General features: G+C 60.3%; 19 protein-coding genes and 1 riboswitch. Of the genes, 7 read left to right on the top strand and 12 right to left on the bottom strand.

Translation table 11 applies throughout. From position 1 onward, the window contains the following. Positions 1-187: 187 nt before the first annotated feature. Together murI and btuB are read right to left on the bottom strand one after the other, a co-directional pair. Positions 188-1,051, bottom strand: coding sequence for a glutamate racemase (gene murI, locus GT753_RS23705; RefSeq protein WP_015379399.1), 864 nt, complete (start codon positions 1,049-1,051; stop codon positions 188-190). Further along, a complete protein-coding gene (gene btuB / locus GT753_RS23700; protein WP_015379400.1) occupies positions 996-2,867 on the bottom strand; it encodes a TonB-dependent vitamin B12 receptor BtuB in 1,872 nt (623 codons plus the stop codon). Before btuB ends, murI begins: the two co-directional genes overlap by 56 nt. Positions 2,868-2,935: 68 nt before the next feature. After that, a riboswitch (cobalamin riboswitch) is annotated at positions 2,936-3,149 on the bottom strand. A 122-nt stretch (positions 3,150-3,271) separates the two neighbouring features. On the opposite strand from btuB, the gene trmA reads away from it, so the two are divergent. Then, entirely contained in the window at positions 3,272-4,375 is a 1,104-nt protein-coding gene (trmA, locus tag GT753_RS23695; protein WP_075684465.1) for a tRNA (uridine(54)-C5)-methyltransferase TrmA, read from the top strand. 34 nt (positions 4,376-4,409) lie between these two features. On the opposite strand, the gene GT753_RS23690 is transcribed toward trmA, so the two are convergent. Together GT753_RS23690 and fabR are read right to left on the bottom strand one after the other, a co-directional pair. Then, on the bottom strand, positions 4,410-4,781 hold the full coding sequence (locus GT753_RS23690) for a YijD family membrane protein (protein ID WP_004931042.1): 372 nt from the start codon (positions 4,779-4,781) through the stop codon (positions 4,410-4,412). 15 nt (positions 4,782-4,796) lie between these two features. Then, positions 4,797-5,429: an HTH-type transcriptional repressor FabR gene (fabR, locus tag GT753_RS23685; RefSeq protein WP_004931044.1), complete on the bottom strand. Its 633-nt coding sequence runs from the start codon at positions 5,427-5,429 to the stop codon at positions 4,797-4,799. A gap of 218 nt (positions 5,430-5,647) precedes the next feature. Between fabR and sthA the strand changes: the two genes are divergently transcribed. Continuing rightward, complete coding sequence (sthA, locus tag GT753_RS23680; protein ID WP_004931047.1) at positions 5,648-7,045, top strand: Si-specific NAD(P)(+) transhydrogenase; 1,398 nt, start codon at positions 5,648-5,650, stop codon at positions 7,043-7,045. Here sthA and oxyR read toward each other — a convergent pair. After that, on the bottom strand, positions 7,028-7,945 hold the full coding sequence (gene oxyR / locus GT753_RS23675; protein WP_015379402.1) for a DNA-binding transcriptional regulator OxyR: 918 nt from the start codon (positions 7,943-7,945) through the stop codon (positions 7,028-7,030). The two genes, sthA and oxyR, sit on opposite strands and share 18 nt — an antisense overlap. Positions 7,946-8,096: 151 nt before the next feature. On the opposite strand from oxyR, the gene GT753_RS23670 reads away from it, so the two are divergent. The 3 genes from GT753_RS23670 to GT753_RS23660 all read left to right on the top strand — a co-directional run bounded on the left by GT753_RS23670 (position 8,097) and on the right by GT753_RS23660 (position 10,858). Continuing rightward, positions 8,097-8,828: a glutathione peroxidase gene (locus GT753_RS23670; protein WP_004931051.1), complete on the top strand. Its 732-nt coding sequence runs from the start codon at positions 8,097-8,099 to the stop codon at positions 8,826-8,828. Positions 8,829-8,900: 72 nt separating this feature from the next. Next, positions 8,901-10,349, top strand: coding sequence for a dihydrolipoyl dehydrogenase (locus GT753_RS23665; RefSeq protein WP_021504448.1), 1,449 nt, complete (start codon positions 8,901-8,903; stop codon positions 10,347-10,349). A gap of 182 nt (positions 10,350-10,531) precedes the next feature. Then, complete coding sequence (locus tag GT753_RS23660) at positions 10,532-10,858, top strand: type II toxin-antitoxin system HicB family antitoxin (protein ID WP_015379405.1); 327 nt, start codon at positions 10,532-10,534, stop codon at positions 10,856-10,858. 36 nt (positions 10,859-10,894) lie between these two features. Here GT753_RS23660 and argH read toward each other — a convergent pair whose 3' ends face one another. The 4 genes from argH to argC form a co-directional block, all read right to left on the bottom strand. Continuing rightward, positions 10,895-12,268 (bottom strand): argininosuccinate lyase, encoded by a 1,374-nt coding sequence (argH, locus tag GT753_RS23655; protein ID WP_015379406.1) that lies wholly within the window; start codon positions 12,266-12,268, stop codon positions 10,895-10,897. A gap of 69 nt (positions 12,269-12,337) precedes the next feature. Next, the gene (locus GT753_RS23650; protein WP_033649897.1) at positions 12,338-13,558 is read right to left on the bottom strand and encodes an argininosuccinate synthase; all 1,221 of its coding nucleotides are present in this window, start codon (positions 13,556-13,558) and stop codon (positions 12,338-12,340) included. A gap of 25 nt (positions 13,559-13,583) precedes the next feature. Next, positions 13,584-14,357 (bottom strand): acetylglutamate kinase, encoded by a 774-nt coding sequence (gene argB / locus GT753_RS23645; RefSeq protein WP_015379408.1) that lies wholly within the window; start codon positions 14,355-14,357, stop codon positions 13,584-13,586. Between the two features lie 20 nt (positions 14,358-14,377). Continuing rightward, positions 14,378-15,382 (bottom strand): N-acetyl-gamma-glutamyl-phosphate reductase, encoded by a 1,005-nt coding sequence (gene argC / locus GT753_RS23640; RefSeq protein ID WP_004931065.1) that lies wholly within the window; start codon positions 15,380-15,382, stop codon positions 14,378-14,380. Positions 15,383-15,598: 216 nt separating this feature from the next. On the opposite strand from argC, the gene argE reads away from it, so the two are divergent. Both argE and ppc read left to right on the top strand, forming a co-directional pair. Beyond that, on the top strand, positions 15,599-16,744 hold the full coding sequence (gene argE / locus GT753_RS23635) for an acetylornithine deacetylase (RefSeq protein ID WP_015379410.1): 1,146 nt from the start codon (positions 15,599-15,601) through the stop codon (positions 16,742-16,744). Positions 16,745-17,001: 257 nt separating this feature from the next. Beyond that, positions 17,002-19,638 (top strand): phosphoenolpyruvate carboxylase, encoded by a 2,637-nt coding sequence (gene ppc / locus GT753_RS23630; RefSeq protein ID WP_015379411.1) that lies wholly within the window; start codon positions 17,002-17,004, stop codon positions 19,636-19,638. A 104-nt stretch (positions 19,639-19,742) separates the two neighbouring features. Here the strand turns inward: ppc and metF are convergent, their stop codons facing one another. From metF to metB, 3 genes are all read right to left on the bottom strand, one after another. Next, positions 19,743-20,639 (bottom strand): methylenetetrahydrofolate reductase, encoded by an 897-nt coding sequence (gene metF / locus GT753_RS23625; RefSeq protein ID WP_004931071.1) that lies wholly within the window; start codon positions 20,637-20,639, stop codon positions 19,743-19,745. 228 nt (positions 20,640-20,867) lie between these two features. Next, complete coding sequence (locus tag GT753_RS23620) at positions 20,868-23,303, bottom strand: bifunctional aspartate kinase/homoserine dehydrogenase II (protein WP_015379412.1); 2,436 nt, start codon at positions 23,301-23,303, stop codon at positions 20,868-20,870. 2 nt (positions 23,304-23,305) lie between these two features. Beyond that, entirely contained in the window at positions 23,306-24,466 is a 1,161-nt protein-coding gene (gene metB / locus GT753_RS23615) for a cystathionine gamma-synthase (protein WP_015379413.1), read from the bottom strand. Positions 24,467-24,660 lie beyond the last annotated feature (194 nt).

Below are 24,660 nucleotides of genomic sequence, written 5' to 3'. Positions count from 1 at the left end.
GCGGGCTGCGTATACTACGCTTTTCGCCCGGAGAGTCAAGCGTTTATTTCGCTTTCTTCTCGCTGACCCGGCGGCTTGTCAGTCGTTGTTCCCGGTCAGTGGAGGCGCATTATAGGGAGTTCTCGGCGAGCCGCAACCCCTATTTTCAATATTTTTTCCGACCGTTGAATGTTTAACCAAAACACCGTTAAAGCGGCAGTTTTTTCAACGATTTAAAACCATAGCCCTGCAAAACGGGCAATAAAGCGTCAGTATCTTCATTTAACGCCATGCAATACGCCAGATTCTCTTCCTGGCTCGAGACCAGGCTTTCCTGCGTAGAGATGAGCCAGGCGGTGCGGCGGGCAATCGCCGCGCCGGAATCCACCAATCGGGTGCCTTCCGGCAACACCTGCATCAGCTCTTCAGCTAACAGAGGAAAATGGGTGCAGCCCAGCACGACCGTATCCGGCGGCTCGCGCATGCTCAGCCACGGATGCAGGATCTTCTTCAGCACCGGCAGCGGCACGGCTTCGCCATGCAGCTTGGCTTCCGCCAGCTCCACCAGTTCAGAAGAGCCCAGCAGCTCAATCTTGCAATCGGTGGCGAACCGGGAAATCAGCTCATGGGTATAGCTGCGCTGTACGGTGCCGCGGGTCGCCAACAGGCCGACAATGCCGTTGACGGTAAGACGGGCCGCCGGTTTGATGGCGGGCACCACGCCCACGACCGGGAAACTGAAACGCTCGCGCAGGGCCGGCAAGGAGACCGTGCTGGCGGTGTTGCAGGCGATGACGACAATCGCCAGAGGATGACGCTGCTGCACCGCGCCGACAATCTCCAGCACGCGCCCAACGATAAACTCTTCGGACTTCTCGCCGTAGGGGAACGCCACGTTGTCGAACGCGTATATATAGTGGAGATCCGGCAGCAACTGCCGAATCTCCTGATACACCGACAGCCCGCCGACGCCGGAATCAAAAACCAGCACCGTCGGGCGAGGTGTGGCGGTGCTGTTAGAAGGTATAGCTTCCAGTGAGGTAGTATTCTCTTCCTGGAGTAGCGTAGCCATAGGCCGTCTCATAATCTTTATCAAACAGGTTGGCAATTCTACCACGAACTGTCAGATGAGATGTGACCGGATACGAAACTGCGAGATCCCACAGACTCACGCCGCCAAGTTTAACGCTTTGTTCCGGATAGGTACTGTAATCCTTGTCATAACGTTGACCCAGATATTGATAAGTCACCGCCCAGTCAAAGTCATACAGCTGCCAGTCCAGCTCATATTTCACCTGCTGCTTGGCGCGCCGCAGCAGCACTTCATTGGTCTTGGCGTTGCGAGGATCGACATAGTCATAACCAATCTGATGCGTCAATGGGCCGGTATCAAACGAGGCCGTAGCTTCAATCCCTTTGATGGTCGCCTTACCCACGTTGTAATAGACGTAGTTGGTTTCCCCCGTGGAATCGATCAAATTGTCGATGTCGTTGCGATAACCGGAGATGCGCCAGGTCACCGGGCCGGTCAGCCCTTCAAAGCCACCTTCCCACTGCTTGCTTTCTTCCGGTTTCAGATCGGTGTTGTTACCGAAGTTGCCGTATAGCTGGCTCATATTCGGTGCTTTGAACGCCGTGCCATACGACGCGATAAAACGGTATCCCTCGACGAACTCCCAGGCCGCACTGGTTTGCCAGGTGCCATGCCAGCCAAACTCGGAATGATCGTCACCTCGAACCGCGCCTTCCAGCGTTACCGGGCCAACCAGTTGCTGCGCGGTCAGATAAATGCCTGCATCACGTTGGCTTTTTTCACCCTTCACGGTGGTGGAATCCGGTTTGATTTTCTGTTGCTGCCAGTCGACGCCAGAGCTTACGGTACCCTGTCCAACCTGCAGCGTATTGCCCCACTGCAGGTTGTACTGTTCGGAATCCACCAGGCTGGCCGAGCTGTCATGCATGCCGAGGCGAGGATCGTAATCGTAATCCTTGCTATGGCTGTAGCTGCCAATCACTTGTGTTGCGTAAATGCCTTCTTTATAGCGCAATCCGGTATCCCAGGTTTGGCTATACAGTTTGCGCGTATCCAGCAGAGAGCTGGTCGGTGAGGAATAATAACTATCATACGCCGTGCGGTTGTCGTAACCATACCCGCGCACAAAACCGCTGACCGATTCGCTGAACTGGTGCTCAAGCGCACCATACAGCAACTTACTCATAAAGCCATCGCGATCCTGTTGGCTTTGCATGCCGGTGCTGCCGTAGGCCACCACGTCATACCCTTTGGTGTAGGTGTAGTCACCCGCCACCGTCGCCACGGTGCTGTCGCCCAACTGCTGTTGAGTCGACGCGTCATAGGATTGGTAGCCGTTGGAGCCGACGCCGGCTGAGAGCGTAGTACCGTTCTTTTCGCGGGTAGTAATAATGTTGACCACGCCGCCGATGGCGTCGGAACCGTATACCGCCGAGCGCGGGCCGCGGATGTATTCGACTTTCTGCACCAACGAAATCGGGATTTGGCTAAGGTCAGAAGAGCCGCTGACGCCCGCCTGATTAAGGCGAATGCCGTCAATTAGCACCAGCACGTGGCTGGAGTTGGTGCCGCGAATAAACAGCGAGCTCTTTTGCCCCAACCCGCCGTTTTGGCCAACGTCCACGCCCGGCAAACGGCGCATCACGTCGGTCAGGCTCTTGGCCTGCCAGCGATCGATATCGTTACGGGTGACGATGGTGGTCGGCGCCAGCACGGAAGAAACCGGCTGCGGGAAGCGGTTGGCGGTCACCACCAGGTTATCGCCATTCGTGGCTGTAGTGTTGTCTTGCGCCCATCCAGAAAAAGCCGTGACGGAGGAGACCACCGCCAGCAGCGTATTTTTTGTAATTGTCATGAGAAAAGCATCCAAACTTAATTGGCGGATGCCGCAGGATCATGGCCGGTAGTTCGCGACGGCCACGGATATTGCGACGTAACACCGGCAGGTCTTCGGGCTTGGGATTTGCGGGCCGCGGGGCGCGACCGGCAACGGGCGATGACTTCCCATCCTGCAGTGGACAGTGTCTGCGTCAAAACGCTATCGCCGTGACTTCCCCTTACCGCTGCGCGTCAGCTCCGGATTCACACCGGATTCCCTTTTCACTCGCTGCTTGAGGCCGGACGGCAATGCTACGATCAATGCAAATAGATGTCTAGACTGCTACTAATGTTACAAATAATAAACGCGACAAAACTGGACTTCACGGGCTGATTCCCTACAATCCCCGCTGATCAAATTTGCCTGACGAGAAGAAACACATGACGCCCGAGAATTTGCCTATTGAACGTTACGATGACCAACTGGCGGAGAAAGTCGCCCGCCTGAAGACGTTGATGTCACCGTTCGCGGCGCCCGAGCCGGAAGTGTTCCGCTCGCCAGTCGACCACTACCGCATGCGCGCCGAATTCCGCATCTGGCACGACGCGGAAGACATGTATCACATCATGTTCGATCAGCAGACCAAGCAGCGTATTCGCGTCGATCAATTCCCGGCCGCCAGCGAACTGATCAACCGCCTGATGAGCGCCCTGATCGCCGCGCTGAAACCGGAGCCGATCCTGCGCCACAAGCTGTTCCAGATAGATTATCTGTCGACGAGAAGCGGCAAAATCATCGCTTCGCTGCTGTATCACCGCAAGCTGGATGACGCTTGGCAGCAGCGCGCCGAGCAACTGCGCGACGAGCTGCGCGCGCAGGGTTTTGACCTGCAGCTGATCGGCCGAGCGTCGAAGACCAAGATCATGCTCGACCAGGATTATGTTGACGAAGTGCTGCCGGTCGCCGGCCGCGATATGATCTACCGCCAGGTGGAAAACAGCTTTACTCAACCCAACGCGGCCATGAACGTGCAGATGCTGGAATGGGCGCTGGCGGTCACCGCCGGTTCCAAAGGCGATTTACTGGAGCTGTACTGCGGCAACGGCAACTTCTCGCTGGCGTTGGCGCGCAATTTCGAGCGCGTGCTGGCGACCGAGATCGCCAAGCCGTCGGTGGCGGCGGCGCAGTACAACATCGCCGCCAACCATATCGACAACGTGCAGATCATCCGCATGGCGGCGGAAGACTTCACCCAGGCGATGAACGGAGTACGCGAATTCAACCGGTTGAAAGGCATCGATCTGAGCGGCTACAACTGCGAGACGATTTTCGTCGATCCGCCGCGCAGCGGGCTGGACGCGGAAACGGTGAAGATGGTGCAGGCTTACCCGCGCATTCTGTATATTTCATGCAATCCGGAAACGCTGTGCGCCAACCTGGAAACGCTGCAGGCCACGCACCGGGTCAGCCGCCTGGCGCTGTTCGACCAGTTCCCGTATACCCATCACATGGAATGCGGCGTGTTGCTGGAAAAACACCGCTGATACGACAGGGGCGCCATGATGGCGCCCCGTTTCATTACGGCTCTTGAGTCGGCGCATCCAGCGCCTTGCGCGCCTTTAGCTTGACCCCGATCCACAGCACCAGCGCCACACAGATCACCGACGGCAGGAAGTTGGAGCCGATCTGCGGGTATTCGGCGCGCACGATGGCGCTGTACATCAACAGCCCCAGCAGGAAGCAGGCCGCCGCCAGCTTCGGCATGCCGTCCGGCATGGCGCGGTTCAGGTAACGCTGATGCAGACAGTACACCGCCAGCACCAACGCAATCAGCGGGAAGATCGAAAACGGCACCACCGAGCTGAACAGCGCGGCAAAGGAACCGTTGATCGAAAGGCCGGCAATCAACGCCAGCAGTAAGGTGCCATTTTCACGGCCTGGTTTTTCCATCATTTTTTACCTTTTTTATACGTGGGACACAGAAGCTTTTTCTTGTTCGCGACGATACCAGTAATACGCCCCTTTGGAGATCATCCGCAGCTGCAGCACCAGCCGTTCTTCCAGCTGCTGCCGCTGCTCGACGTCGATATCCAGCGCTTCCGCGCCGGCGCTGAACACGATGGTGACCATCGCTTCGGCCTGCGCTTCGGTAAAGCTGCGCGGCATGTGGTTTTCCAACTCGAGGTAGTCCGCCAGTTCGGCGATGAAATGCTGGATCTCGCGCGCCACCGCCGCACGAAATGCCGCCGACGTGCCGGAGCGCTCGCGCAGCAGCAGGCGGAAGGCGTTCGGGTTGTTGCCGATAAATTCCATAAAGGTGGACACCGAGGTGCGGATCACGCTGCCGCCCTTGGCGATGCGTTGGCGCGCCTGGCGCATCAACTGACGCAGCATCAGGCCGCTTTCGTCCACCATGGTCAGCCCCAGCTCGTCCACATCGCGGAAATGGCGATAAAACGACGTGGGCGCGATGCCCGCCTCGCGTGAAACTTCCCGCAGGCTCAGGCTGGCGAAGCTGCGTTCGGCGCTCAGCTGGCTGAATGCGGCTTCGATCAGGGAACGACGAGTCCGTTCTTTTTGTTGTGCTCTGACGCCCATATGCATATCCGGATAGGTTCCATTCTCTCAGTCTAACGCCCTAGACTCGGCAATATAGCAAATTTTATTGCAACAGCATTTATACTAACGCGCTCTATCACACTTCCGCCCTGAGCCGATTGTGCTTTGACTCAAAAAGCCTAATGGTGATTGGGTGAGCAGCGCTATGATGTTAAGATACCGTTGTAATCTTGTATAAAAAAACAGGTCTCTCCTACATGCAACAGCACTATCAATTTGATGCCATAGTGATTGGCTCGGGCCCTGGTGGTGAAGGTGCCGCCATGGGGCTGGTGAAACAGGGCGCCCGTGTGGCCGTTATCGAACGGTACAACAACGTAGGCGGCGGATGCACCCATTGGGGCACCATCCCTTCCAAAGCCCTCCGCCACGCCGTCAGCCGCATTATCGAATTCAACCAGAACCCGCTTTACAACAATTCGCGCACGCTTAGCGCGACCTTTCCTGACATTTTACGCCACGCCGATAACGTCATCAGCCAGCAGACCCGCATGCGCCAAGGGTTCTATGAGCGGAACCAGTGCAAGCTGTTCGCCGGCGACGCGCGCTTCATCGACGCCAACACCGTCAGCGTCAGCTACATGGACGGCACCCAGGACACCATCCGCGCCGACCACATCGTGATCGCCTGCGGCTCGCGCCCTTACCATCCGGCCAGCGTCGATTTCAATCACCCGCGCATCTACGACAGCGACTCCATTCTCGAGCTGAGCCATGAACCGCGCCACGTGATCATTTACGGCGCCGGGGTGATCGGCTGCGAATATGCGTCCATCTTCCGCGGCCTGAACGTCAAGGTGGATCTGATCAACACCCGCGATCGGCTGCTGGCGTTCCTCGATCAGGAGATGTCGGATTCGCTCTCTTACCACTTCTGGAACAACGGCGTGGTGATCCGCCACAACGAAGAATTCGAGAAGATCGAAGGCACCGAAGACGGCGTGATCGTGCACCTGAAGTCCGGCAAGAAGGTGAAAGCGGACTGCCTGCTGTACGCCAACGGCCGTACCGGCAACACCGATTCGTTGGGGTTGGAGAACGTTGGTCTGGAGTCGGACAGCCGCGGGCTGCTGAAAGTGAACAGCATGTATCAAACCGCGCTGTCGCACATTTATGCGGTCGGTGACGTGATCGGCTATCCGAGCCTGGCTTCCGCCGCCTACGATCAGGGCCGCATCGCCGCGCAAGCGATCGCCTCCGGCGAAGCCAGCGGTCACTTAATCGAAGATATCCCGACCGGCATCTACACCATTCCGGAAATCAGCTCCGTCGGCAAAACCGAGCAGGAACTGACCGCGATGAAGGTGCCGTATGAAGTGGGCCGCGCCCAGTTCAAGCATCTGGCGCGCGCGCAGATAGCCGGGATGAACGTCGGCAGCCTGAAAATCCTGTTCCATCGCGACACCCTGCAGATCCTTGGGATCCACTGCTTCGGCGAGCGTGCGGCGGAGATCATCCACATCGGCCAGGCGATCATGGAACAGAAAGGTGAAGGCAATACTATCGAGTATTTCGTTAATACGACCTTCAACTATCCGACCATGGCCGAAGCCTACCGGGTGGCGGCGCTTAACGGCTTAAACCGCCTGTTTTAACGCGCTGTCGATGTAGCCCTGCATGTGCTCGCGGATCGCTTCGGCCAACTGCTCATAACGGCTGCGCAGTGGGGAACCGGGGCGATACACCAACGCGATGGTGCGCTTCGGTTCCGGCTTGTAGCAATCCAGATAGCACACGCCGTCGCGTTCGCGCTGCGGCGGCACCGCCAGTGACGGCAGCAGGGTAATGCCGCTGCCGGCAGCGACCATATTGCGCAACGTTTCCAGACTGGTGGCGCGGAAGTGAGTATCTTCGTCCGCGCCCGCCTGGAAGCAGAAGCCCATCGCCTGATCGCGCAGGCAGTGGCCATCTTCCAGCATCAGCAGTTTCTCTCCCGCTAAATCCGGCATCGCCACGCGCTCGCGCTGCGCCCACGGGTGATCGGAGTACACCGCCAGCTTCATCGGTTCATCGAACAGAGGCACTTCGATAAACGCCTCGGTTTCCTTCACCAACGCCAGAATGGCGCAGTCCAGTTTGCCGCTGTCGAGTTGCGCCAGCAGTTGGTGGGTTTGCGCTTCGTGCAGGTACATTTCCAGTTTCGGGAAGGTTTTGTGCAGTGTCGGTATGATCTGCGGCAGCAGATAAGGCCCCACTGTCGGGATCAGGCCGATGTGCAGCGGCCCGGACATGGCTTCGCCCTGCTGGCTGGCCATCTCCTTCAACACTTTCACTTCGCGCAGCACGGTACGCGCCTGCTCCACCAGCAACAGACCCGCCTGGGTGAACAGCACCTTGCGGCTGGTGCGCTCGAGCAGCATGACGCCCAACTCGTCTTCCAGCTTGCGGATCTGCCCGCTCAGCGTGGGTTGGCTTACATGGCATGAATCGGCCGCGCGGCGGAAGTGCCGGTGCTCGGCCAAGGCGACCAGATACTCTAAATCACGAATATTCATTGTTTCCCTCCATTCCATGATAGCTCATGGCGATAGATAAGATAGCAATGAGCGATTAGATCTATCAAGCCCCAGCGACAATAATGTGTCCCAACGAAGCGATATCGCGCTAAATGCTAAAAATTACTTTTCCTAATTAAGGGGTTAATCAATGTTTACCAGTCAAGAAGGCAAGAAAGTTCCTCAGGTTACTTTCCACACCCGTCAGGGCGACCAATGGATTGATGTGACCACTGATGACCTGTTCAAAAACAAAACCGTCATTGTTTTCTCGCTGCCGGGCGCGTTTACGCCGACCTGTTCTTCGAGCCACCTGCCGCGCTACAACGAACTGTCCAGCGTATTCAAGCAGCACGGCGTCGACAGCATTCTTTGCGTCTCGGTGAACGACACCTTCGTCATGAACGCCTGGAAAGCCGATCAGCATGCGGAAAACATCACCTTCGTGCCGGACGGCAACGGTGAATTCACCAAAGGCATGAACATGCTGGTCGAGAAAGCGGATCTGGGCTTTGGCCCTCGCTCTTGGCGCTACTCGATGCTGGTGCGCGACGGCGTGGTCGAGAAAATGTTTGTCGAACCAAACAAGCCGGGCGACCCGTTTGAAGTGTCCGACGCCGACACCATGCTGAAATACCTGGCGCCGGAATTCAAAGTGCAGGAATCGGTCTCCCTGTTCACCAAACCGGGCTGCCCATTCTGCGCCAAAGCCAAGCAGATGCTGCAAGAGCGCGGCATTCAATATGAAGAGATCGTGTTGGGCAAAGACGCCACCACCGTCAGCCTGCGCGCCGTCAGCGGCCGCGCCACGGTGCCGCAGGTATTCATCGGCGGCCGTCACATCGGCGGCAGCGACGATCTGGAAACATTCTTGTCAGCTTAATAAGTAATAACAAAGCCAACGTGAACTTTGGCGGGCTACGGCCCGCCCTTTTTTTACCTTTCAGGAGCGGATATGAAACTGTTGAACGTTGATGTCGCGGTCATCGGCGGCGGCACCGCAGGGCTCGGCGCCTACCGAGCGGCCAAACTGTCTACCCCCAGCGTGGTGATGATCGAAGGTGGGCCTTATGGCACCACCTGTGCGCGCGTTGGCTGCATGCCATCCAAATTATTGATCGCCGCCGCCGAAGCGGTGCATCAAATCGAACGTGCGCCGGGCTTTGGCGTGCACCCAACCGGCAAAACGCGTATCGACGGACGCGAGGTGATGGCGCGCGTCAAACGCGAACGCGATCGTTTCGTCGGCTTCGTGCTGGAAGGCGTGGACGAGATCCCGGCCGCCGACAAAATTCAGGGCTATGCCCGCTTTATCGACGACAACACGCTGCAGGTCGATGACCATACGCGCATTGTGGCGCAGCGCATCGTGATCGCCACCGGCTCTCGCCCCAGCTGGCCGGCGCCGTGGAATGAACTGGGCGATCGCCTGATCGTCAACGACGATCTGTTCAACTGGGATGACTTGCCGCAGTCCGTGGCGGTATTCGGCCCCGGCGTGATCGGGCTGGAGCTGGGGCAAGCGCTGCACCGCCTCGGCGTCGACACCAAAGTCTTCGGCATCGGCGGCGCCGTCGGGCCGCTCACCGACAGCGCCGTGCGCGATTACGCTGCGAAGGCGCTGGGGGAAGAGTTCTACCTCGACGCCGACGTGAAAGTGGAGATGATGCAGCGCGAAGGCGACCGCGTATTTATCCGCTATCAGGATCTGCAGGGCCAGTCGCAGGAGATCCTGGTGGACTACGTGCTGGCCGCCACCGGCCGCCGCCCCAACGTCGATCGGCTTGGCCTCGAAAATACCGGCCTGCAGCTCGACGCTCGAGGCGTGCCGCTGGCCGACCGCCTGACGATGCAAACCAGCGTGCCGCATATCTTTATCGCCGGCGACGCCAGCAACCAGCTGCCGCTGTTGCATGAGGCCAGCGATCAGGCGCGCATCGCCGGCGCCAACGCCGGCAGCTTCCCGGAGATCAATCCGGGTCTGCGCCGCAGCGCGATTTCGGTGGTGTTCTCCGATCCGCAGATCGCCATGGTCGGCTCGACCTTCCGCGAGCTGAGCGAGAAGTTCAGCGCCTGCGGCTGTTTTGAAGTGGGCAAGGTCTCGTTTGAGAATCAGGGCCGCTCGCGGGTGATGCTGCGCAACAAGGGCGTTCTGCACGTTTACGGCGAACAGGGCACCGGCCGTTTCCTCGGTGCGGAAATGATCGGCCCGGACGCCGAACACATTGCGCATCTGTTGGCCTGGGCGCACCAGCAGCAGATGACCGTCGATCAGATGCTGGACATGCCGTTCTATCATCCAGTGATCGAAGAAGGCTTGCGCACCGCGCTGCGCGACCTGCAGGCGAAGCTCAAACTCGGCGCGGCCGAAATCGAGCGCTGCCAGCGCTGTCCGGGCGAATAACCCCTCATTCTCCATTCATACCCACCGGGCCTTCAGGCCCGGTTTTTTTGCGCAGCACTTTCCACATTTGCCTCCCTCCTCTTGCCTCACGCCCCTCCTGCACGCATTTTTTATGCTTTGGCATTGAAGTGATATCAATAATGACACTGAAATGGAGGGCAGAACCAGAATGGAGGAAGAGCATGGAAAAGCATGAACACTATACCTATCGCATCACCTGGTCAGCGGAAGATCGTGAATATGTCGGGCTGTGCGCCGAATTCCCCTCTCTGTCCTGGCTGGCCGCCACGCGTACTGGCGCACTGGAGGGCATCGAAAGAGTGGTGAGCGAAACGATCGCCGATATGCTGGCGCAAGGCGAAACGCCGCCGCAGGCGCTGGCGGAAAAGAACTTCAGCGGCAAACTGGTACTGCGCATGACGCCGGAACAGCATCGCCGGCTGGCGATTGGCGCGATGGAGGAAGGCGTGAGCCTGAACCGTTATCTGTGCGCCCGCCTGGCGGGGTAGAGGTTCAAGGGCGGCGCCAGGCCGCCCTTGTCGTCGTCAAGCCAAACGCTGTTTCGCTGCGGCGATTGCCGCGGCGACCTGCTGCGGCGCAACGCCGCCTTTGGCCGCACGTTTGTCCAGGCAGGATTGCAACGCCAGGATCGGGTAGACATCGTCAGCGATCGTCGCGCTGAACTGCTGCAAATCCGCCAGCGGCAGCGCTTCCAGCGGTTTGCCCTGGCGAATCGCTTCTACCACTGCCTCACCGACGATATGGTGCGCTTCGCGGAACGGCACGCCCTTGGCGACCAGGTAGTCCGCCAGCTCGGTGGCGTTGGCATAGCCCTGCTCCGCCGCTTCCTGGCAGCGCGGGCGCTTCACCTGAATGCCGTCCAGCACCAGCGCCGCCATCTGCAGGCAGTCCATCCAGGTGTCGAGCGCGTCGAACAACCCTTCTTTGTCTTCCTGCATGTCTTTGTTGTACGCCAGCGGCAGGCCTTTCAGCGTCATCATCATGCCGGTCAGCGCGCCCTGTACGCGACCGCACTTACCGCGGATCAGCTCCAGCGCGTCCGGGTTTTTCTTCTGCGGCATCAACGAAGAGCCGGAGGTCACGCGGTCGGACAGCTCGACAAACGCCGCCTCGCCGCTGTTGAAAAAGATCAGATCTTCGGCGAAGCGCGACAGGTGCACCATGCTGATGGCGGCGTTGGACAGCAGTTCCAACACGTGATCGCGATCGGATACGCTGTCCAGGCTGTTGCGGGTCGCCGAGGCGAAGCCCAGCCAGCCGGCCAGTTGCTCGCGATCGATAGGATAAGCAGTGCCGGCCAGCGCGCCGCTGCCCAGCGGGCTGACGTCCAGCCGTTTCAGGGTGTCCTGCAGACGGCTTTCATCGCGCGCCAGCATCTCGACATAGGCCAGGCACCAGTGCGCGAAAGTCACCGGCTGCGCGCGTTGCAGGTGGGTATACCCCGGCATCACCGCATCCTGGTTGGCTTCGGCGGTCTCCACCAGCGCCTGCTGCAGCTGGACGATCGCCTGATGCAGATCGCCGATCTGCTGTTTGCACCACAGCTTCAGATCGGTCGCCACCTGATCGTTGCGGCTGCGGCCGGTGTGCAGCTTCTTGCCCAAATCGCCGACCTTCTCGATCAGCTTCTGCTCCACCCAGCTGTGGATGTCTTCGGCATCGCTTTGCACGATCGCCAAAGGATCGGCCTGGACTTCCGTCAGCAAGGCATTCAGCGCCTGCTCCAGCTGCTGTTGCTCCGTTGCCGTCAACACGTTAACGGTCACCAGCGCCTTCGACCAGGCCACCGAGCCCACGATATCTTGCTCCGCCAGGCGATAATCGAACCGCAGCGAATCGTTGAGTTGTTTGAACCGCTGATCCGCCGCCTGAGTGAACCGTCCGCCCCAAAGTGCCATACCTTTACTCCTGAATTTTTATGCGAAAGGGCGCAGCATGCTGCGCCCTTGCAGAGTCACGCCAATCGGTTATTTATTCTTTTTCTCGTTCAACGCGCGGATGCGTGAAGACAGAGAGAACAGGCGGATAAAGCCGCCCGCGTGGCTGTGATCGTAAACTTCGTCTTCGCCGAAGGTGGCGAACTCTTCGGAGTACAGGCTGTTGGCGGATTTTTTCTGGATCGCCGTCACCTGGCCTTTGTACAGCTGCAGCACCACTTCGCCGTTCACCTCTTCAGCCAATGCTTCGGCAGAGGCCTGCAGCGAGCGGCGCAGCGGCGCGAACCAACGGCCGTCGTACACCACATAGGACATCTCCAGGCCCAGCTGCTCGCGCCATTTGAAGCTGTCGCGGTCCAGCACCAGCTGCTCGACGGCGCGCAGCGCCGCCACCATGATGGTGCCCCCCGGGGTCTCATAGCAGCCGCGGGATTTGATGCCCACCAGACGGTTTTCCACGATGTCGATACGGCCGACGCCGTGCTTGGCGCCCAGCGCGTTCAGGGTTTCCAGGCACTGGTACGGCGACAGCGCTTTACCGTTAACCGCCACAACGCGGCCTTTCTCAACGGTGACGGTCACCTGCTCAGGCTGATCCGGCGCTTCCTGCGGATCGACGGTCCATACCCAGCAATCCTTGTTCGGCGCATTCCACGGGCTTTCCAGCACGCCGCCTTCGGTGGAGATGTGCCAGGCGTTCTCATCGCGGCTGTAGATCTTCTCCAGCGACGCGGTAGTCGGGATGTTGCGCTCTTTCAGGTAATCCAGCAGCGCTTCACGGGAACGCAGGTTCCACTCACGCCACGGCGCCACCACTTTCAGCTGCGGCGCCAGCGCGGTGTAGGTGGTTTCGAAACGCACCTGATCGTTGCCTTTGCCGGTTGCGCCGTGGCACAGCGCGTCCGCGCCCACTTTCAACGCCAACTCGACCTGCGCCTTGGCAATGATCGGCCGCGCCATTGAGGTGCCCAGCAGGTAGCTGCCTTCGTACAGGGCGCCGGTCTGCAGCACCGGATAAACGTAATCGCGGATAAATTCTTCACGCAGATCGACCACGTGACATTCAGAGGCACCGGACTGCAGGGCTTTTTGCTCCACGCCTTCCAGATCGCTGCGCTCCTGGCCGATGTCCGCCACGAACGCCACCACTTCACAGCCGCCGTAGTTCTCTTTCAGCCATGGAATGATGGCCGAGGTATCCAGGCCGCCGGAGTACGCCAGAACGATTTTTTTGATGCCTTGGTTTTGCATGATCTATTCCTTTCTAATTCTAAAATTAAGCGAGGATCCGGGTGCCAATCGACACGCCGTTAAACAAAGCAGGAAGCTGATCGGCATGGCGCCAGCTGGCGATATCCACCGGGCGGCCGAGGGTGCGGGCGGCGTCGAGTGCCGCATTCACCTTCACCACCATACCATCGGTGATGATGCCTTGCGCGATCAGTTGTTCCGCTTTTTGCGCCGTCATTTCCGCAATGCGTTGGCCCTTGCCGTCGAGGATGCCGCTGACGTCCGACAGCAGGATCAGATCCGCCCCCAGCGTCGCCGCCAGCGCCGTCGCCGCCTGATCGGCGTTCACGTTCATTAACTGCCCTTCGGCGGTGATGCCGATGGAGCTGATAACCGGCAGGTAGCCGGCGCCCAGCAGGGTATTAAGCAGCGCGGGCGAACCGGGCTGCGCGTTGCCGACGTGGCCCAATGCCGGATCGAGCTGGGTCACGACTGCGCTGCCGCCGTCCGCCAGGCTCAGGCCAACGGCGTTGATTTGGTGTTTAATCGCCCACGCCAGCAGCGTTTTGTTGGCGGTGCCGGCCAGCGCGCCGGTGATGATGTCGATCTGATCGGCCGGCGTGACGCGCAGGCCGTTCTTTTTCACCACCGGTAAAGCGAGCTGCTTCATCAGCTCGTCCACCACGCAGCCGCCGCCGTGCACGATCACCAGCGGACGCTGATGCTGCTGCCGGTAGCTGTCCAACGCGGTAAACAGACGCTCCAGTGCTTCTTCACTGTCTAATAACACGCCACCTAACTTGATAATTAACGGGTTCATTGCTGTTTACTCACGCTGGTTTAAAGGAGTGATTGGGTTTCCGGGAAGCCGAAACGGATATTCAGGCATTGCACCGCCTGCGCCGCCGCGCCTTTCAGCAGGTTATCTTCCGCCGCCACGGCGATCAGATGCTCGCCCTGCACCGCAAAACCGATGTCGCAGAACGGCAGCCCCACCACCGCTTTCAGCGCCGGCACGCCCTGGTCGTACAGCCGCACCAGCGGCTTGTCGTCATAGGCGGCATGATAGGCGGCGGCCACGTCCTGCGCGGTTACGCCGGCTTTCAGGCGGCAGGTGATGGTTTCAAGAATGCCGCGCGGGAAATTGCCCAGGTGCGGCGTAAAGATGACCGGCACGCCCAGGTGCGCGGCGATCTCCGGCTGGTGCCGGTGAGTGAAAATACCGTACGGCTGCAGGCTCACTTCGCAGAAACTGGTGGTCATGCTGGCCTTGCGCCCGGCGCCGCTGACGCCGCTGGTGGCGTTGATCACCGGCCACTGGTCGAGGTTCAGCAGTTGCTTTTCGATCAACGGTTTCAGCGCCAGCTGCGCCGCCGTCGGGTAGCAGCCCGGCACCGCGATCAGCTGCGCCTGTTTGATCTTGTCGCTCTGCCACTCCGCCAGGCCGTACACCGCCTGCTCCAGCAGGGCGCCATGCTGATGCTCGAAACCGTAGTACTGGGTATAAAAACCGGCGTCCTGCACGCGAAAGGCGCCGGACAGATCGAACACCACGCAGCCCGCCGCCAGGAAAGCCGGTGCGATATCGTGGCTGACTTCATGGGCGGTGGCGAGGAACACTACATCGATGCCCTGCGCCGCCTTGGCGACGTCGGTCAACGGCTGCAGCGGCAGATCGACGATGCCTTTCAACTGGGGATGGAGATCGGAAAGCAACTTTCCTGCATCTGCACTTTGCGCTGAAACCGCTAAAGCGGTTATGTTCATGTGTGGGTGGCGATTCAGGTAAGCCGTGAGCTCCGCTCCGGCGTAACCGCTGGCACCAACGATCAGCGTATTCAACATGTGGCCTTTCACCTTCTAAACTGACGTGCGGTCGCTTGCGACCCAGGTAACAGGGCTAGCCAGCGTTGTTGCGCCGTTCACCCACGGAGCCAGGCGTTGATGCTTTTATAAACATCCGGGCATCGGGTTCCCTTACGCTTCGGCTTACTGTATTTTTATTCAAAATAAATGCATGAATATTGATACTATCCTAACCAAAGGCTGTCAACAGTGAAGATGAAATTACCTCCATTTATTGAGCTGTACCGGGCGTTGATCGCCACTCCGTCAATCAGCGCCACCGATGCCGGCCTCGATCAGAGCAATGAGGCGTTAATCAACTTGTTGGCAGGATGGTTTGCCGACCTGGGCTTTCGCGTCGACGTACAGCCGGTGCCGGAGTCGCGCCACAAATTCAACCTGCTGGCCAGCATCGGCGAAGGCAGCGGCGGCCTGCTGCTGGCCGGCCACACCGATACGGTGCCTTACGACGAAGGCCGCTGGACGCGCGATCCCTTCACCCTGACCGAGCACGACAACAAGCTCTACGGGCTGGGCACCGCCGACATGAAAGGCTTCTTCGCCTTTATTCTGGATGCGGTGCGCGATATCGACGCGAGCAAGCTGACCAAGCCGCTGTACATTTTAGCCACCGCAGATGAAGAAACGACGATGGCCGGAGCGCGTTATTTCGCCGCCTCCACCGCCATTCGGCCGGATTTCGCCATCATCGGCGAGCCGACCTCGCTGCAGCCGGTGCGCGCGCACAAGGGCCACATGGCCAACGCCATTCGCATCGTCGGCCAGTCCGGCCACTCCAGCGATCCGGCGCGCGGCGTCAACGCCATCGATCTGATGCACGAGTCCATCGGCCGCCTGATGGAGCTGCGCAAGACCCTGCAGGAGCGCTACAACAACCCGGCGTTCGCCGTGCCTTATCCCACCATGAACTTCGGCCATATCAGCGGCGGTGACGCGGCCAACCGCATCTGCGCCTGCTGCGAACTGCACCTGGATATCCGCCCGCTGCCCGGCATGACGCTCGACAACATCAACGAACTGATGCATCAGGCGCTGGAGCCGGTAAGCCAACGCTGGCCGGGCCGCCTGACCATCGAAGAGCTGCACGCGTCGGTGCCGGGCTACGAGTGCCCGACCGACCACCGCATGGTAGCGGTGATCGAGGAGCTGCTGGGCACCCGCACGCAGGTGGTCAACTACTGCACCGAAGCGCCGTTCGTGCAACAGGTATGCCCGACCCTGGTGCTCGGCCCCGGCTCCATCGATCAGGCCCACCAGCCGGACGAGTACATCGACACCGCGTTTATCGAACCGACGCGCAAACTGTTGGGTCAGCTGGTCAATCACTTTTGCCGGCAATAAACCCGACATTTAACAGGGGAAATGCTTTATGCTTCCCCTAACTCAAAATAAGTAGAAAACGGCGAAATAAGCCGTGCTGATAACCGACGCGCCGTAATTAAATTTCAGAAAATGCGCCGATTTTGATGTTTTTTTGCTAAAAATAGTGTCAATTGACGATTGGACAGGAACGCGATGTGATCAGGCAGGCGGTCTGCGCCTGACGCGTGAAATTTATTTACAAGATAAAAATCATACAGAACTGGGTCAGGGGTTATATGAACGAACAATATTCGGCAATGCGCAGTAATGTCAGTATGCTCGGCAAATTGCTCGGCGATACCATCAAAGAAGCGCTGGGTGAGCATATTCTCGATCGCGTTGAGACCATCCGTAAGCTTTCCAAATCCTCACGCGCCGGCAACGAAGCGCATCGCCAGGAGCTGCTCTCCACCCTGCAGAACCTGTCCAACGACGAGCTGCTGCCGGTGGCGCGCGCCTTCAGCCAGTTCCTCAACCTGACCAACGTCGCCGAGCAGTACCACAGCATTTCGCCCAACGGCGAGGCCGCCAGCAACCCGGAAGCGCTGGCTCAACTGTTCAGCCGTCTCAAAGACAAAAAGCTCAGCGACAAAGAGCTTCAGCACGCGGTATCGCAACTCTCCATCGAGCTGGTGCTGACGGCGCACCCGACGGAGATCACCCGTCGCACCCTGATCCACAAGCTGGTGGAGGTCAACACCTGCCTCAGCCAGCTCGATCACAACGATCTGGCCGACTACGAGCGCAACAAGATCATGCGCCGCCTGCGCCAGCTGGTGGCCCAGTCGTGGCACACCGATGAAATTCGCAAACACCGCCCTTCCCCGATCGACGAAGCCAAATGGGGCTTTGCGGTGGTGGAAAACAGCCTGTGGGAAGGCGTGCCGGCGTTCCTGCGCGAATTCAACGAACAGCTGGAAAACTCCATCGATTACAGCCTGCCGGTGGAAGCGGTGCCGGTGCGCTTCACCTCCTGGATGGGCGGCGACCGCGACGGCAACCCGAACGTGACCGCCGAAATTACCCGCCATGTGCTGCTGCTCAGCCGCTGGAAAGCCTGCGACCTGTTCACCCGCGACATCCAGGTGCTGGTCTCTGAGCTGTCGATGACCGAATGTACCCCGGAGCTGCGCGCCCGCGCCGGCGGCGATGAGGTGCAGGAACCGTACCGCGAAATCATGAAGCAGCTGCGCAGCCAGCTGATGAGTTCCCAGGCTTATCTGGAAGGTCGCCTGAAGGGCGAGCGCGTGCTGAAACCGCACGACCTGCTGGTGAACAACGAGCAGCTGTGGGAGCCGCTGTATGCCTGCTACCAGTCGCTGCAGGCCTGCGGCATGGGCATCATCGCCAATGGTCAACTGCTGGATACCCTGCGCCGCGTGCGCTGCTTCGGCGTGCCGTTGGTGCGCATCGACGTGCGTCAGGAGAGCACCCGCCATACCGAAGCCATCGCCGAGCTGACCCGCTATCTGGGGCTGGGCGACTATGAAAGCTGGTCGGAAGCCGATAAACAGGCGTTCCTGATCCGCGAACTGAACTCCAAACGCCCGCTGGTGCCGCTGAAGTGGCAACCGAGCGCCGACACGCAGGAAGTGCTGGAAACCTGCCGGGTGATCGCCGAAGCGCCGCAGGGCTCGATCGCCGCCTACGTGATTTCGATGGCGCGCACGCCTTCCGACGTGCTGGCGGTGCACCTGCTGCTGAAAGAGGCCGGCTGCCCGTTCGCTCTGCCGGTCGCCCCGCTGTTCGAAACCCTCGACGACCTGAACAACGCCGACGACGTAATGACCCAGTTGCTGAATATCGACTGGTATCGCGGCTTCATCCAGGGCAAACAGATGGTGATGATCGGCTATTCCGACTCGGCGAAAGACGCCGGCGTGATGGCCGCTTCCTGGGCGCAGTACCGCGCGCAGGACGCGCTGATCAAAACCTGTGAAAAGGCCGGCGTGGCGCTGACGCTGTTCCACGGCCGCGGCGGCTCCATCGGCCGCGGCGGCGCACCGGCGCATGCGGCGCTGCTGTCGCAGCCGCCGGGCAGCCTGAAGGGCGGCCTGCGCGTCACCGAACAGGGTGAGATGATCCGCTTCAAGTTCGGCCTGCCGGAAGTCACCATAAGCAGCCTGGCGCTGTATGCCGGCGCGATCCTCGAGGCCAACCTGCTGCCGCCGCCGGAACCGAAGAAAGAATGGCGGGCGTTGATGGACGACCTGTCCGACACCTCCTGCCGGATGTACCGCGGCTACGTGCGTGAAAACCCGGACTTCGTGCCTTACTTCCGCGCGGCCACGCCGGAGCTGGAGCTGGGCAAACTGCCGCTGGGCTCGCGCCCCGCCAAGCGCAAGCCGAACGGCGGCGTAGAGAGCCTGCGCGCCATTCCGTGGATCTTCGCCTGGACGCAGAACCGCCTGATGCTGCCGGCCTGGCTCGGCGCCGGCGCCGGATTACAGGAAGCGGTGAAGGCCGGCAAACAGGCGGAGCTGGAGGCGATGTGTCGCGATTGGCCGTTCTTCTCCACCCGCATCGCCATGCTGGAAATGGTGTTCGCCAAAGCCGACCTGTGGCTGGCGGAATACTACGATCAGCGCCTGGTGGATAAATCGCTGTGGCCGCTGGGCCAACAGCTGCGCGATCAGCTGGAAAGCGACATCAAGGTAGTGCTGACCATCGCCAACGATGCGCACCTGATGGAAGACCTGCCGTGGATCGCCGAATCCATCGCGCTGCGCAACGTCTATACCGACCCGCTGAACGTCTTGCAGGCCGAGCTGCTGCACCGTTCGCGTCAGCAGGAGCAGCCGGACGCCCGCGTGGAGCAGGCGCTGATGGTCACCATCGCCGGCGTCGCCGCCGGGATGCGCAACACCGGCTAGTGAGCCTCATCGCGGCCCCGTTTATCGGGGCCGTTTTTTATGCCTTCCCCCACAAAAAAAGGGCGCCGCGGTAAAGCGACGCCCTTTTCAATGGAGCAAGCCCGTCAGGCGGCGGCCACCGGGCGCACGCCCAGCGTGTGGCAGATGGCGTAGCTCATCTCGGCGCGGTTCAGGGTATAGAAGTGGAAATCTTTCACCCCTTCGCGGCTGAGGATCTTCACCATGTCCATGGCGATGTTGGCGCCGACCATTTTGCGGGTCTCCGCATCGTCGTCCAGCCCTTCGAACATGCTGGTCATCCAGCTCGGCACCCGCACGTTGGTCATGGTGGCGAAGCGCTGCAGCTGCTTGAAGTTGGACACCGGCAAAATGCCCGGCACGATTTCCACGTCGATACCGGCGGCGACGCAGCGGTCGCGAAAGCGCAGGTAGCTCTCAACGTCGAAGAAGAACTGGGTAATCGCGCGACTGGCGCCGGCATCGATCTTGCGTTTCAGGTTAATCAAATCGGCCTGGGCGCTCTTCGCCTCCGGGTGCACTTCCGGGTAAGCGGCGACGGAAATATCGAAGTCGCCCACGTCTTTCAGCAGCGCCACCAGATCGGTCGCGTACATGTCCGGCTTGCCGCCGCCCGGCGGCAGATCGCCGCGCAGCGCCACGATATGGCGGATGCCGCTGTTCCAGTAATCGGTCGCGATGTCGCGCAGCTGCGCCGGGCTGGCATCGATGCAGGTCAGGTGCGGTGCCGCCTCCAGGCCGGTGCGTTCCTTGATCCCTTTGATGATGCTGTGGGTGCGATCGCGCTCGCCGGAGTTGGCGCCGTAGGTGACGGAAACGAATTTAGGCTTGAGGATGCTCAGACGATCTATCGACTGCCACAGGGTCTCTTCCATCTCGCTGGTGCGTGGCGGGAAGAACTCGAATGATACGTTAATCTGGCCGTTCAACTCCGCCAGACTCTGATTCAGCGCTTCCCGCTGGTTTGCGTGGAAAAAACTCATACCCTGCTCACCTCTTATCGATCACTGTTTTTATTTCATCTTGATGAGCGTCTATACGTTTAGACGTCTAGATAGAAAATGCCGCATGTTGGCTAAAGAGTCAACAGGAAAATGAGGGGAATAAGATGATTAATCCTCACCCGCTCAACGAGGGAATTTCATGATCGCGACAAGGGTAAGTATGGCAGGAAAAGCAAAAGGGCGCGGTGAACCCGCGCCCGCAGAGGATTAAAGCAGCTGCGCCAATCGGTTAAGGTCTGACTGGATCGCGCCGGCGGTGACGTCGCGGCCGGCGCCCGGCCCGCGGATCACCAGCGGATTATCGCGATACCAGCGGCTTTCGATGGCGAACACGTTGTCGCACGGCAGCAGCGAGGCCAGAGGATGCTCAGGGCGCACCGCCTCCACGCCGACCCGCGCCTTGCCGTTGGCGTCGAAACGCGCCACGTGGCGCAGCACCAGGCCCATTTCGCTGGCGGCCTCAAAGCGCTGCTGCATCTGCTGGTTCAGCGCCTCACCGTTCTCGAAGAACTGATCGACAGAGCCCAGCTCGCAGCCCGCCGGCACCAGCGACTCGACCCGCACCTGGTTCGGTTCGATGTCGTAGCCCGCTTCGCGCGCCAGGATCACCAGCTTGCGCATCACGTCCTGGCCGGAGAGATCGACCCGCGGATCCGGTTCGGTCAGCCCCTGCTGCCAGGCCTGATCCACCAGCTCGGTGAACGGCACCGTGCCGTCATACTGCAGGAACAGCCAGGAGAGCGTGCCGGAGAAGATGCCGCTGATCGCCAGAATGCTGTCGCCGCTGTCGCGCAGATCGCGCACCGTGTGGTTGACCGGCAGGCCGGCACCGACGGTGGCGTTATACAGCCAGTGGCGGCCGGTTTTGGCGAAGGCGTCGCGAATTTGGCGATAGCTGTCGCTGCACGAGGCCCCCGCCAACTTGTTGGCGCTGATCACGTGGAAACCGTAGCTGGCGAAATCCAGATACTGCCCGGCCAGCTCTTCGCTGGCGGTCACGTCGAGCACCACCAGATCGTCGAACGGGTGCGCGCGCATCCACAGGAACAGCGACTCTTCATCCAGCTCCTGCGCTTCGTCCTCAAAGAACGCCAGCGCGCGGCTGGCGTCCAGCCCGTCATAGTTCAGCAGGCTGCGGCGGCTGTCCACCACCCCCGCCAGGATAAATTCGAAGCCGCTGCGCGCGGAGATATTGGTCTGCTCACGGGCGAACAGCTCCAGCCAGCGCGAGCCGATATTGCCCTTGCCGAACAGCACCAGACCGATGCGCTTCTCGGCGCGGAACAGGCTTTGGTGCAGCCCCTGGATCAGCAGCGCGGTCGGCCCCTGGCGCAATACCGCCACCAGGCTGATGCCATCTTCCGCCTGCCAGATGAACTCGACCGGCTGATCTTTCAACTGCTGATAGAAACGGTGGCTGTGCAGCGGGTTCTTGCACACCCCGGCGCCGACCATCGCCACCAGCGCCAACCCTTCACGCAGGCGCAGCTCGCCTGGCAGCGCCGCGGCCTGCAGCGTCGCCAGCGCGCTGTTGACCACCTCGGAGGTGTAACACAGCTGCACCAGGTTGCGGTCAGGGTGGATGCCCACCGCCAGCGGTTTTATCTGCGCGCGCTTGAGCACCAGATCCAACTCTTTCTGCGCCAGTTTGAAGTCATGTTGAGCGGCGACGTGCAGTTCAATCAGGCACACATCGTCGTGGCTGGTGACAATCTTGGCGCCGGTGCCGGAAGCCAATACGCGCTCGATGCGCGTCGAGCCCTGCTCCGGCTGATAGCTGCAGCGCAGCTGAAGATCGATATCGCTGCCGGAGACCGGCTGCAGGGTACGGGTGTGCAATACCGGCGCCGCCAGGCGCGCCAGCTCGCTGGCTTCGTCCAGACGCAGCAGCGGCAGCAAGCAGGCGTCTTTCACCTTGCGCGGATCGGCGCTGTATACCCCGGCCACGTCGCTCCAGATGGTGACGCGCGCAGCGCCGGCCAACGCGCCGACCTGAGTGGCGGAGTAGTCGCTGCCGTTACGCCCCAACAACACGGTTTCCCCAGCGTCGTTGCGCGAAATGAAGCCGGTCACCACCAGGCGTTTGCCCGGATGTTGAGCCATCAATTGCTGCAGCAGCGGGTAAGAACGGCCTTCATCCACCTGCGGCTGCGCGGCGCGCTCGGCGCGCAGGAAATCACGCGCGTCCAGCCAGGCCGCCTGCATGTCCAGCTGATTAAGCACCGCCGCCATCAGGCGCGCCGACCAGATCTCGCCGTGCCCGACCACTTCGGCATAGCATACCTCGTCGACGTTGCCGTCCAGCAGCCCCGCCAGACGTTCCAGATCCTGAATGAACTCGGCGATCAGCGGCTCGGCGCTTTCCGGCGGCAACAGGCCGCTGATAAGATCGCTATGATAGCGACGCAACGTCTGCTGCACCTGATGCGCAGACAGGCGATCGCTCTGGCTGAGCTTCAGCCAGTTGATCAACTGGTTGGTGGTACTGCCGGCGGCCGATACCACCATCATGTCGCCCGGCTGGCTGTATTCCGCCATAATCCCGGCCACACGCAGATAACACTTCACATCCGCCAGACTGCTGCCGCCAAACTTGTGCAGTTGACGCCCGCTCACCGGCCCTGCTACAGCAATTGCATTCATGCTTACCTCGTTGCCGCCGCCTGGAAAGCGCGTTCCAGATCGGCAATCAAATCTTCACTGTCTTCAATACCCACGGAAATGCGCAGCAGGCTCTCGGAGATGCCGGCCGCTGCCCGCGCCTCCGCCGCCATGCCGGCGTGAGTCATGGTCGCTGCATGCGAGATCAGGCTTTCTACGCCGCCCAACGATTCTGCCAGAGTAAACAGCTCAAGGGCAGAGAGAAAACGGCGCAGCACCGCTTCATCGCCGTCCAGTTCAAAACTCAGCATCGCGCCGAAACCGCGCTGCTGACGACGGGCGATCTCATGCCCCGGATTCTCCGGCAGGGAGGGATGATACAGCTTTTTCACCAGCGGTTGCTGCTGTAAATAGTCAACAATCGCTTCAGCGTTTTGTTGCGCCGCCTTGATGCGCGGCGACAGCGTGCGCATGCCGCGCAGCAACAGATAACTGTCGAACGCGCCGCCGGTCACGCCAATGTTGTTCGCCCACCAGGCCAGCTCGACCGCCAGCTCGGGATCTTTGGCAATCACCGCCCCGGCCACCACGTCCGAATGCCCGTTCAGGTATTTGGTGCAAGAATGGACCACCAGATCGGCACCGAGTTCGATCGGCTGTTGCAGGGCCGGGCTGAGGAAGGTGTTGTCCACCACCGTCAACGCGCCCGCCGCATGCGCGGCAGCGCAGATCGCCGCGATGTCCACCACCCGCAGCAGCGGATTGCTGGGGCTTTCTATCAGCACCAGCTTCGGCTTCTGCGCCAGCGCCTGCTGCAGGGCTTCTTCATTACCCTGATCGACGAACAGCACGCGATAGGCGCCGCGCTTGCTCAGGCTGTCGAACAGCCGATAGCTGCCGCCGTAGCAGTCGTGCGGCGCCACCAGCAGATCGCCGGGCTTCAACAACACGGTGGTCACCAGATGGATCGCCGACATCCCGCTGCCGGTCATCACCGCGCCGGCGCCGCCTTCCAGCTCCGCCAACGCGCGCTGCACTACGTCGCGCGTCGGGTTGCCGCGTCGCGAGTAGTCATGGGCTCTGGGTTGGTTGAAGTCGGTAAAGTTATAGGTGCTGGACAAATGAATCGGCGGGACAACGCAGCCGTACTGTTCGTCGTCGTTCAGGCCGCTGCGTACGGCAATCGTGGCTGGTTTACGCGTCATGGGCTCGCTCGGCTCTCGGTTCGGTGGATGAGGCCTAAAGAGTAATCGCAGGATTGATAGACGTCAATACATCTGGACATCTAAACTTCTTTGCGTATAGATTGAGCAATGACACAATACCCGCTAAAATTATGCCGATATGACATGACGATAAGATGTTAAGCGGCAATGCCTGGCCGAAGCGGGGCATTCAG

The sequence above is a fragment of the Serratia sp. Z4 genome (genome assembly GCF_009900725.1).
In the GTDB taxonomy this organism is placed as follows: Bacteria; Pseudomonadota; Gammaproteobacteria; order Enterobacterales; family Enterobacteriaceae; genus Serratia; species Serratia nematodiphila.
The sequence above is the reverse complement of the archived record's forward strand: the minus strand, read 5'-3'. Positions and strand labels throughout refer to the sequence as shown.

Excerpts from the sequence above, each read along its gene's own strand:
- oxyR (WP_015379402.1), bottom strand. The coding sequence starts at position 7,945 with ATGAATATTCGTGATTTAGAGTATCTGGTCGCCTTGGCCGAGCACCGG.
- murI (WP_015379399.1), bottom strand. The coding sequence starts at position 1,051 with ATGGCTACGCTACTCCAGGAAGAGAATACTACCTCACTGGAAGCTATA.
- argB (WP_015379408.1), bottom strand. The coding sequence starts at position 14,357 with ATGAACCCGTTAATTATCAAGTTAGGTGGCGTGTTATTAGACAGTGAA.
- sthA (WP_004931047.1), top strand. The coding sequence starts at position 5,648 with ATGCAACAGCACTATCAATTTGATGCCATAGTGATTGGCTCGGGCCCT.
- ppc (WP_015379411.1), top strand. The coding sequence starts at position 17,002 with ATGAACGAACAATATTCGGCAATGCGCAGTAATGTCAGTATGCTCGGC.
- trmA (WP_075684465.1), top strand. The coding sequence starts at position 3,272 with ATGACGCCCGAGAATTTGCCTATTGAACGTTACGATGACCAACTGGCG.
- GT753_RS23670 (WP_004931051.1), top strand. The coding sequence starts at position 8,097 with ATGTTTACCAGTCAAGAAGGCAAGAAAGTTCCTCAGGTTACTTTCCAC.
- argE (WP_015379410.1), top strand. The coding sequence starts at position 15,599 with ATGAAATTACCTCCATTTATTGAGCTGTACCGGGCGTTGATCGCCACT.
- GT753_RS23650 (WP_033649897.1), bottom strand. The coding sequence starts at position 13,558 with ATGCAAAACCAAGGCATCAAAAAAATCGTTCTGGCGTACTCCGGCGGC.
- fabR (WP_004931044.1), bottom strand. The coding sequence starts at position 5,429 with ATGGGCGTCAGAGCACAACAAAAAGAACGGACTCGTCGTTCCCTGATC.
- GT753_RS23660 (WP_015379405.1), top strand. The coding sequence starts at position 10,532 with ATGGAAAAGCATGAACACTATACCTATCGCATCACCTGGTCAGCGGAA.
- btuB (WP_015379400.1), bottom strand. The coding sequence starts at position 2,867 with ATGACAATTACAAAAAATACGCTGCTGGCGGTGGTCTCCTCCGTCACG.
- argC (WP_004931065.1), bottom strand. The coding sequence starts at position 15,382 with ATGTTGAATACGCTGATCGTTGGTGCCAGCGGTTACGCCGGAGCGGAG.
- GT753_RS23620 (WP_015379412.1), bottom strand. The coding sequence starts at position 23,303 with ATGAATGCAATTGCTGTAGCAGGGCCGGTGAGCGGGCGTCAACTGCAC.
- argH (WP_015379406.1), bottom strand. The coding sequence starts at position 12,268 with ATGGCACTTTGGGGCGGACGGTTCACTCAGGCGGCGGATCAGCGGTTC.
- GT753_RS23665 (WP_021504448.1), top strand. The coding sequence starts at position 8,901 with ATGAAACTGTTGAACGTTGATGTCGCGGTCATCGGCGGCGGCACCGCA.
- GT753_RS23690 (WP_004931042.1), bottom strand. The coding sequence starts at position 4,781 with ATGGAAAAACCAGGCCGTGAAAATGGCACCTTACTGCTGGCGTTGATT.
- metF (WP_004931071.1), bottom strand. The coding sequence starts at position 20,639 with ATGAGTTTTTTCCACGCAAACCAGCGGGAAGCGCTGAATCAGAGTCTG.
- metB (WP_015379413.1), bottom strand. The coding sequence starts at position 24,466 with ATGACGCGTAAACCAGCCACGATTGCCGTACGCAGCGGCCTGAACGAC.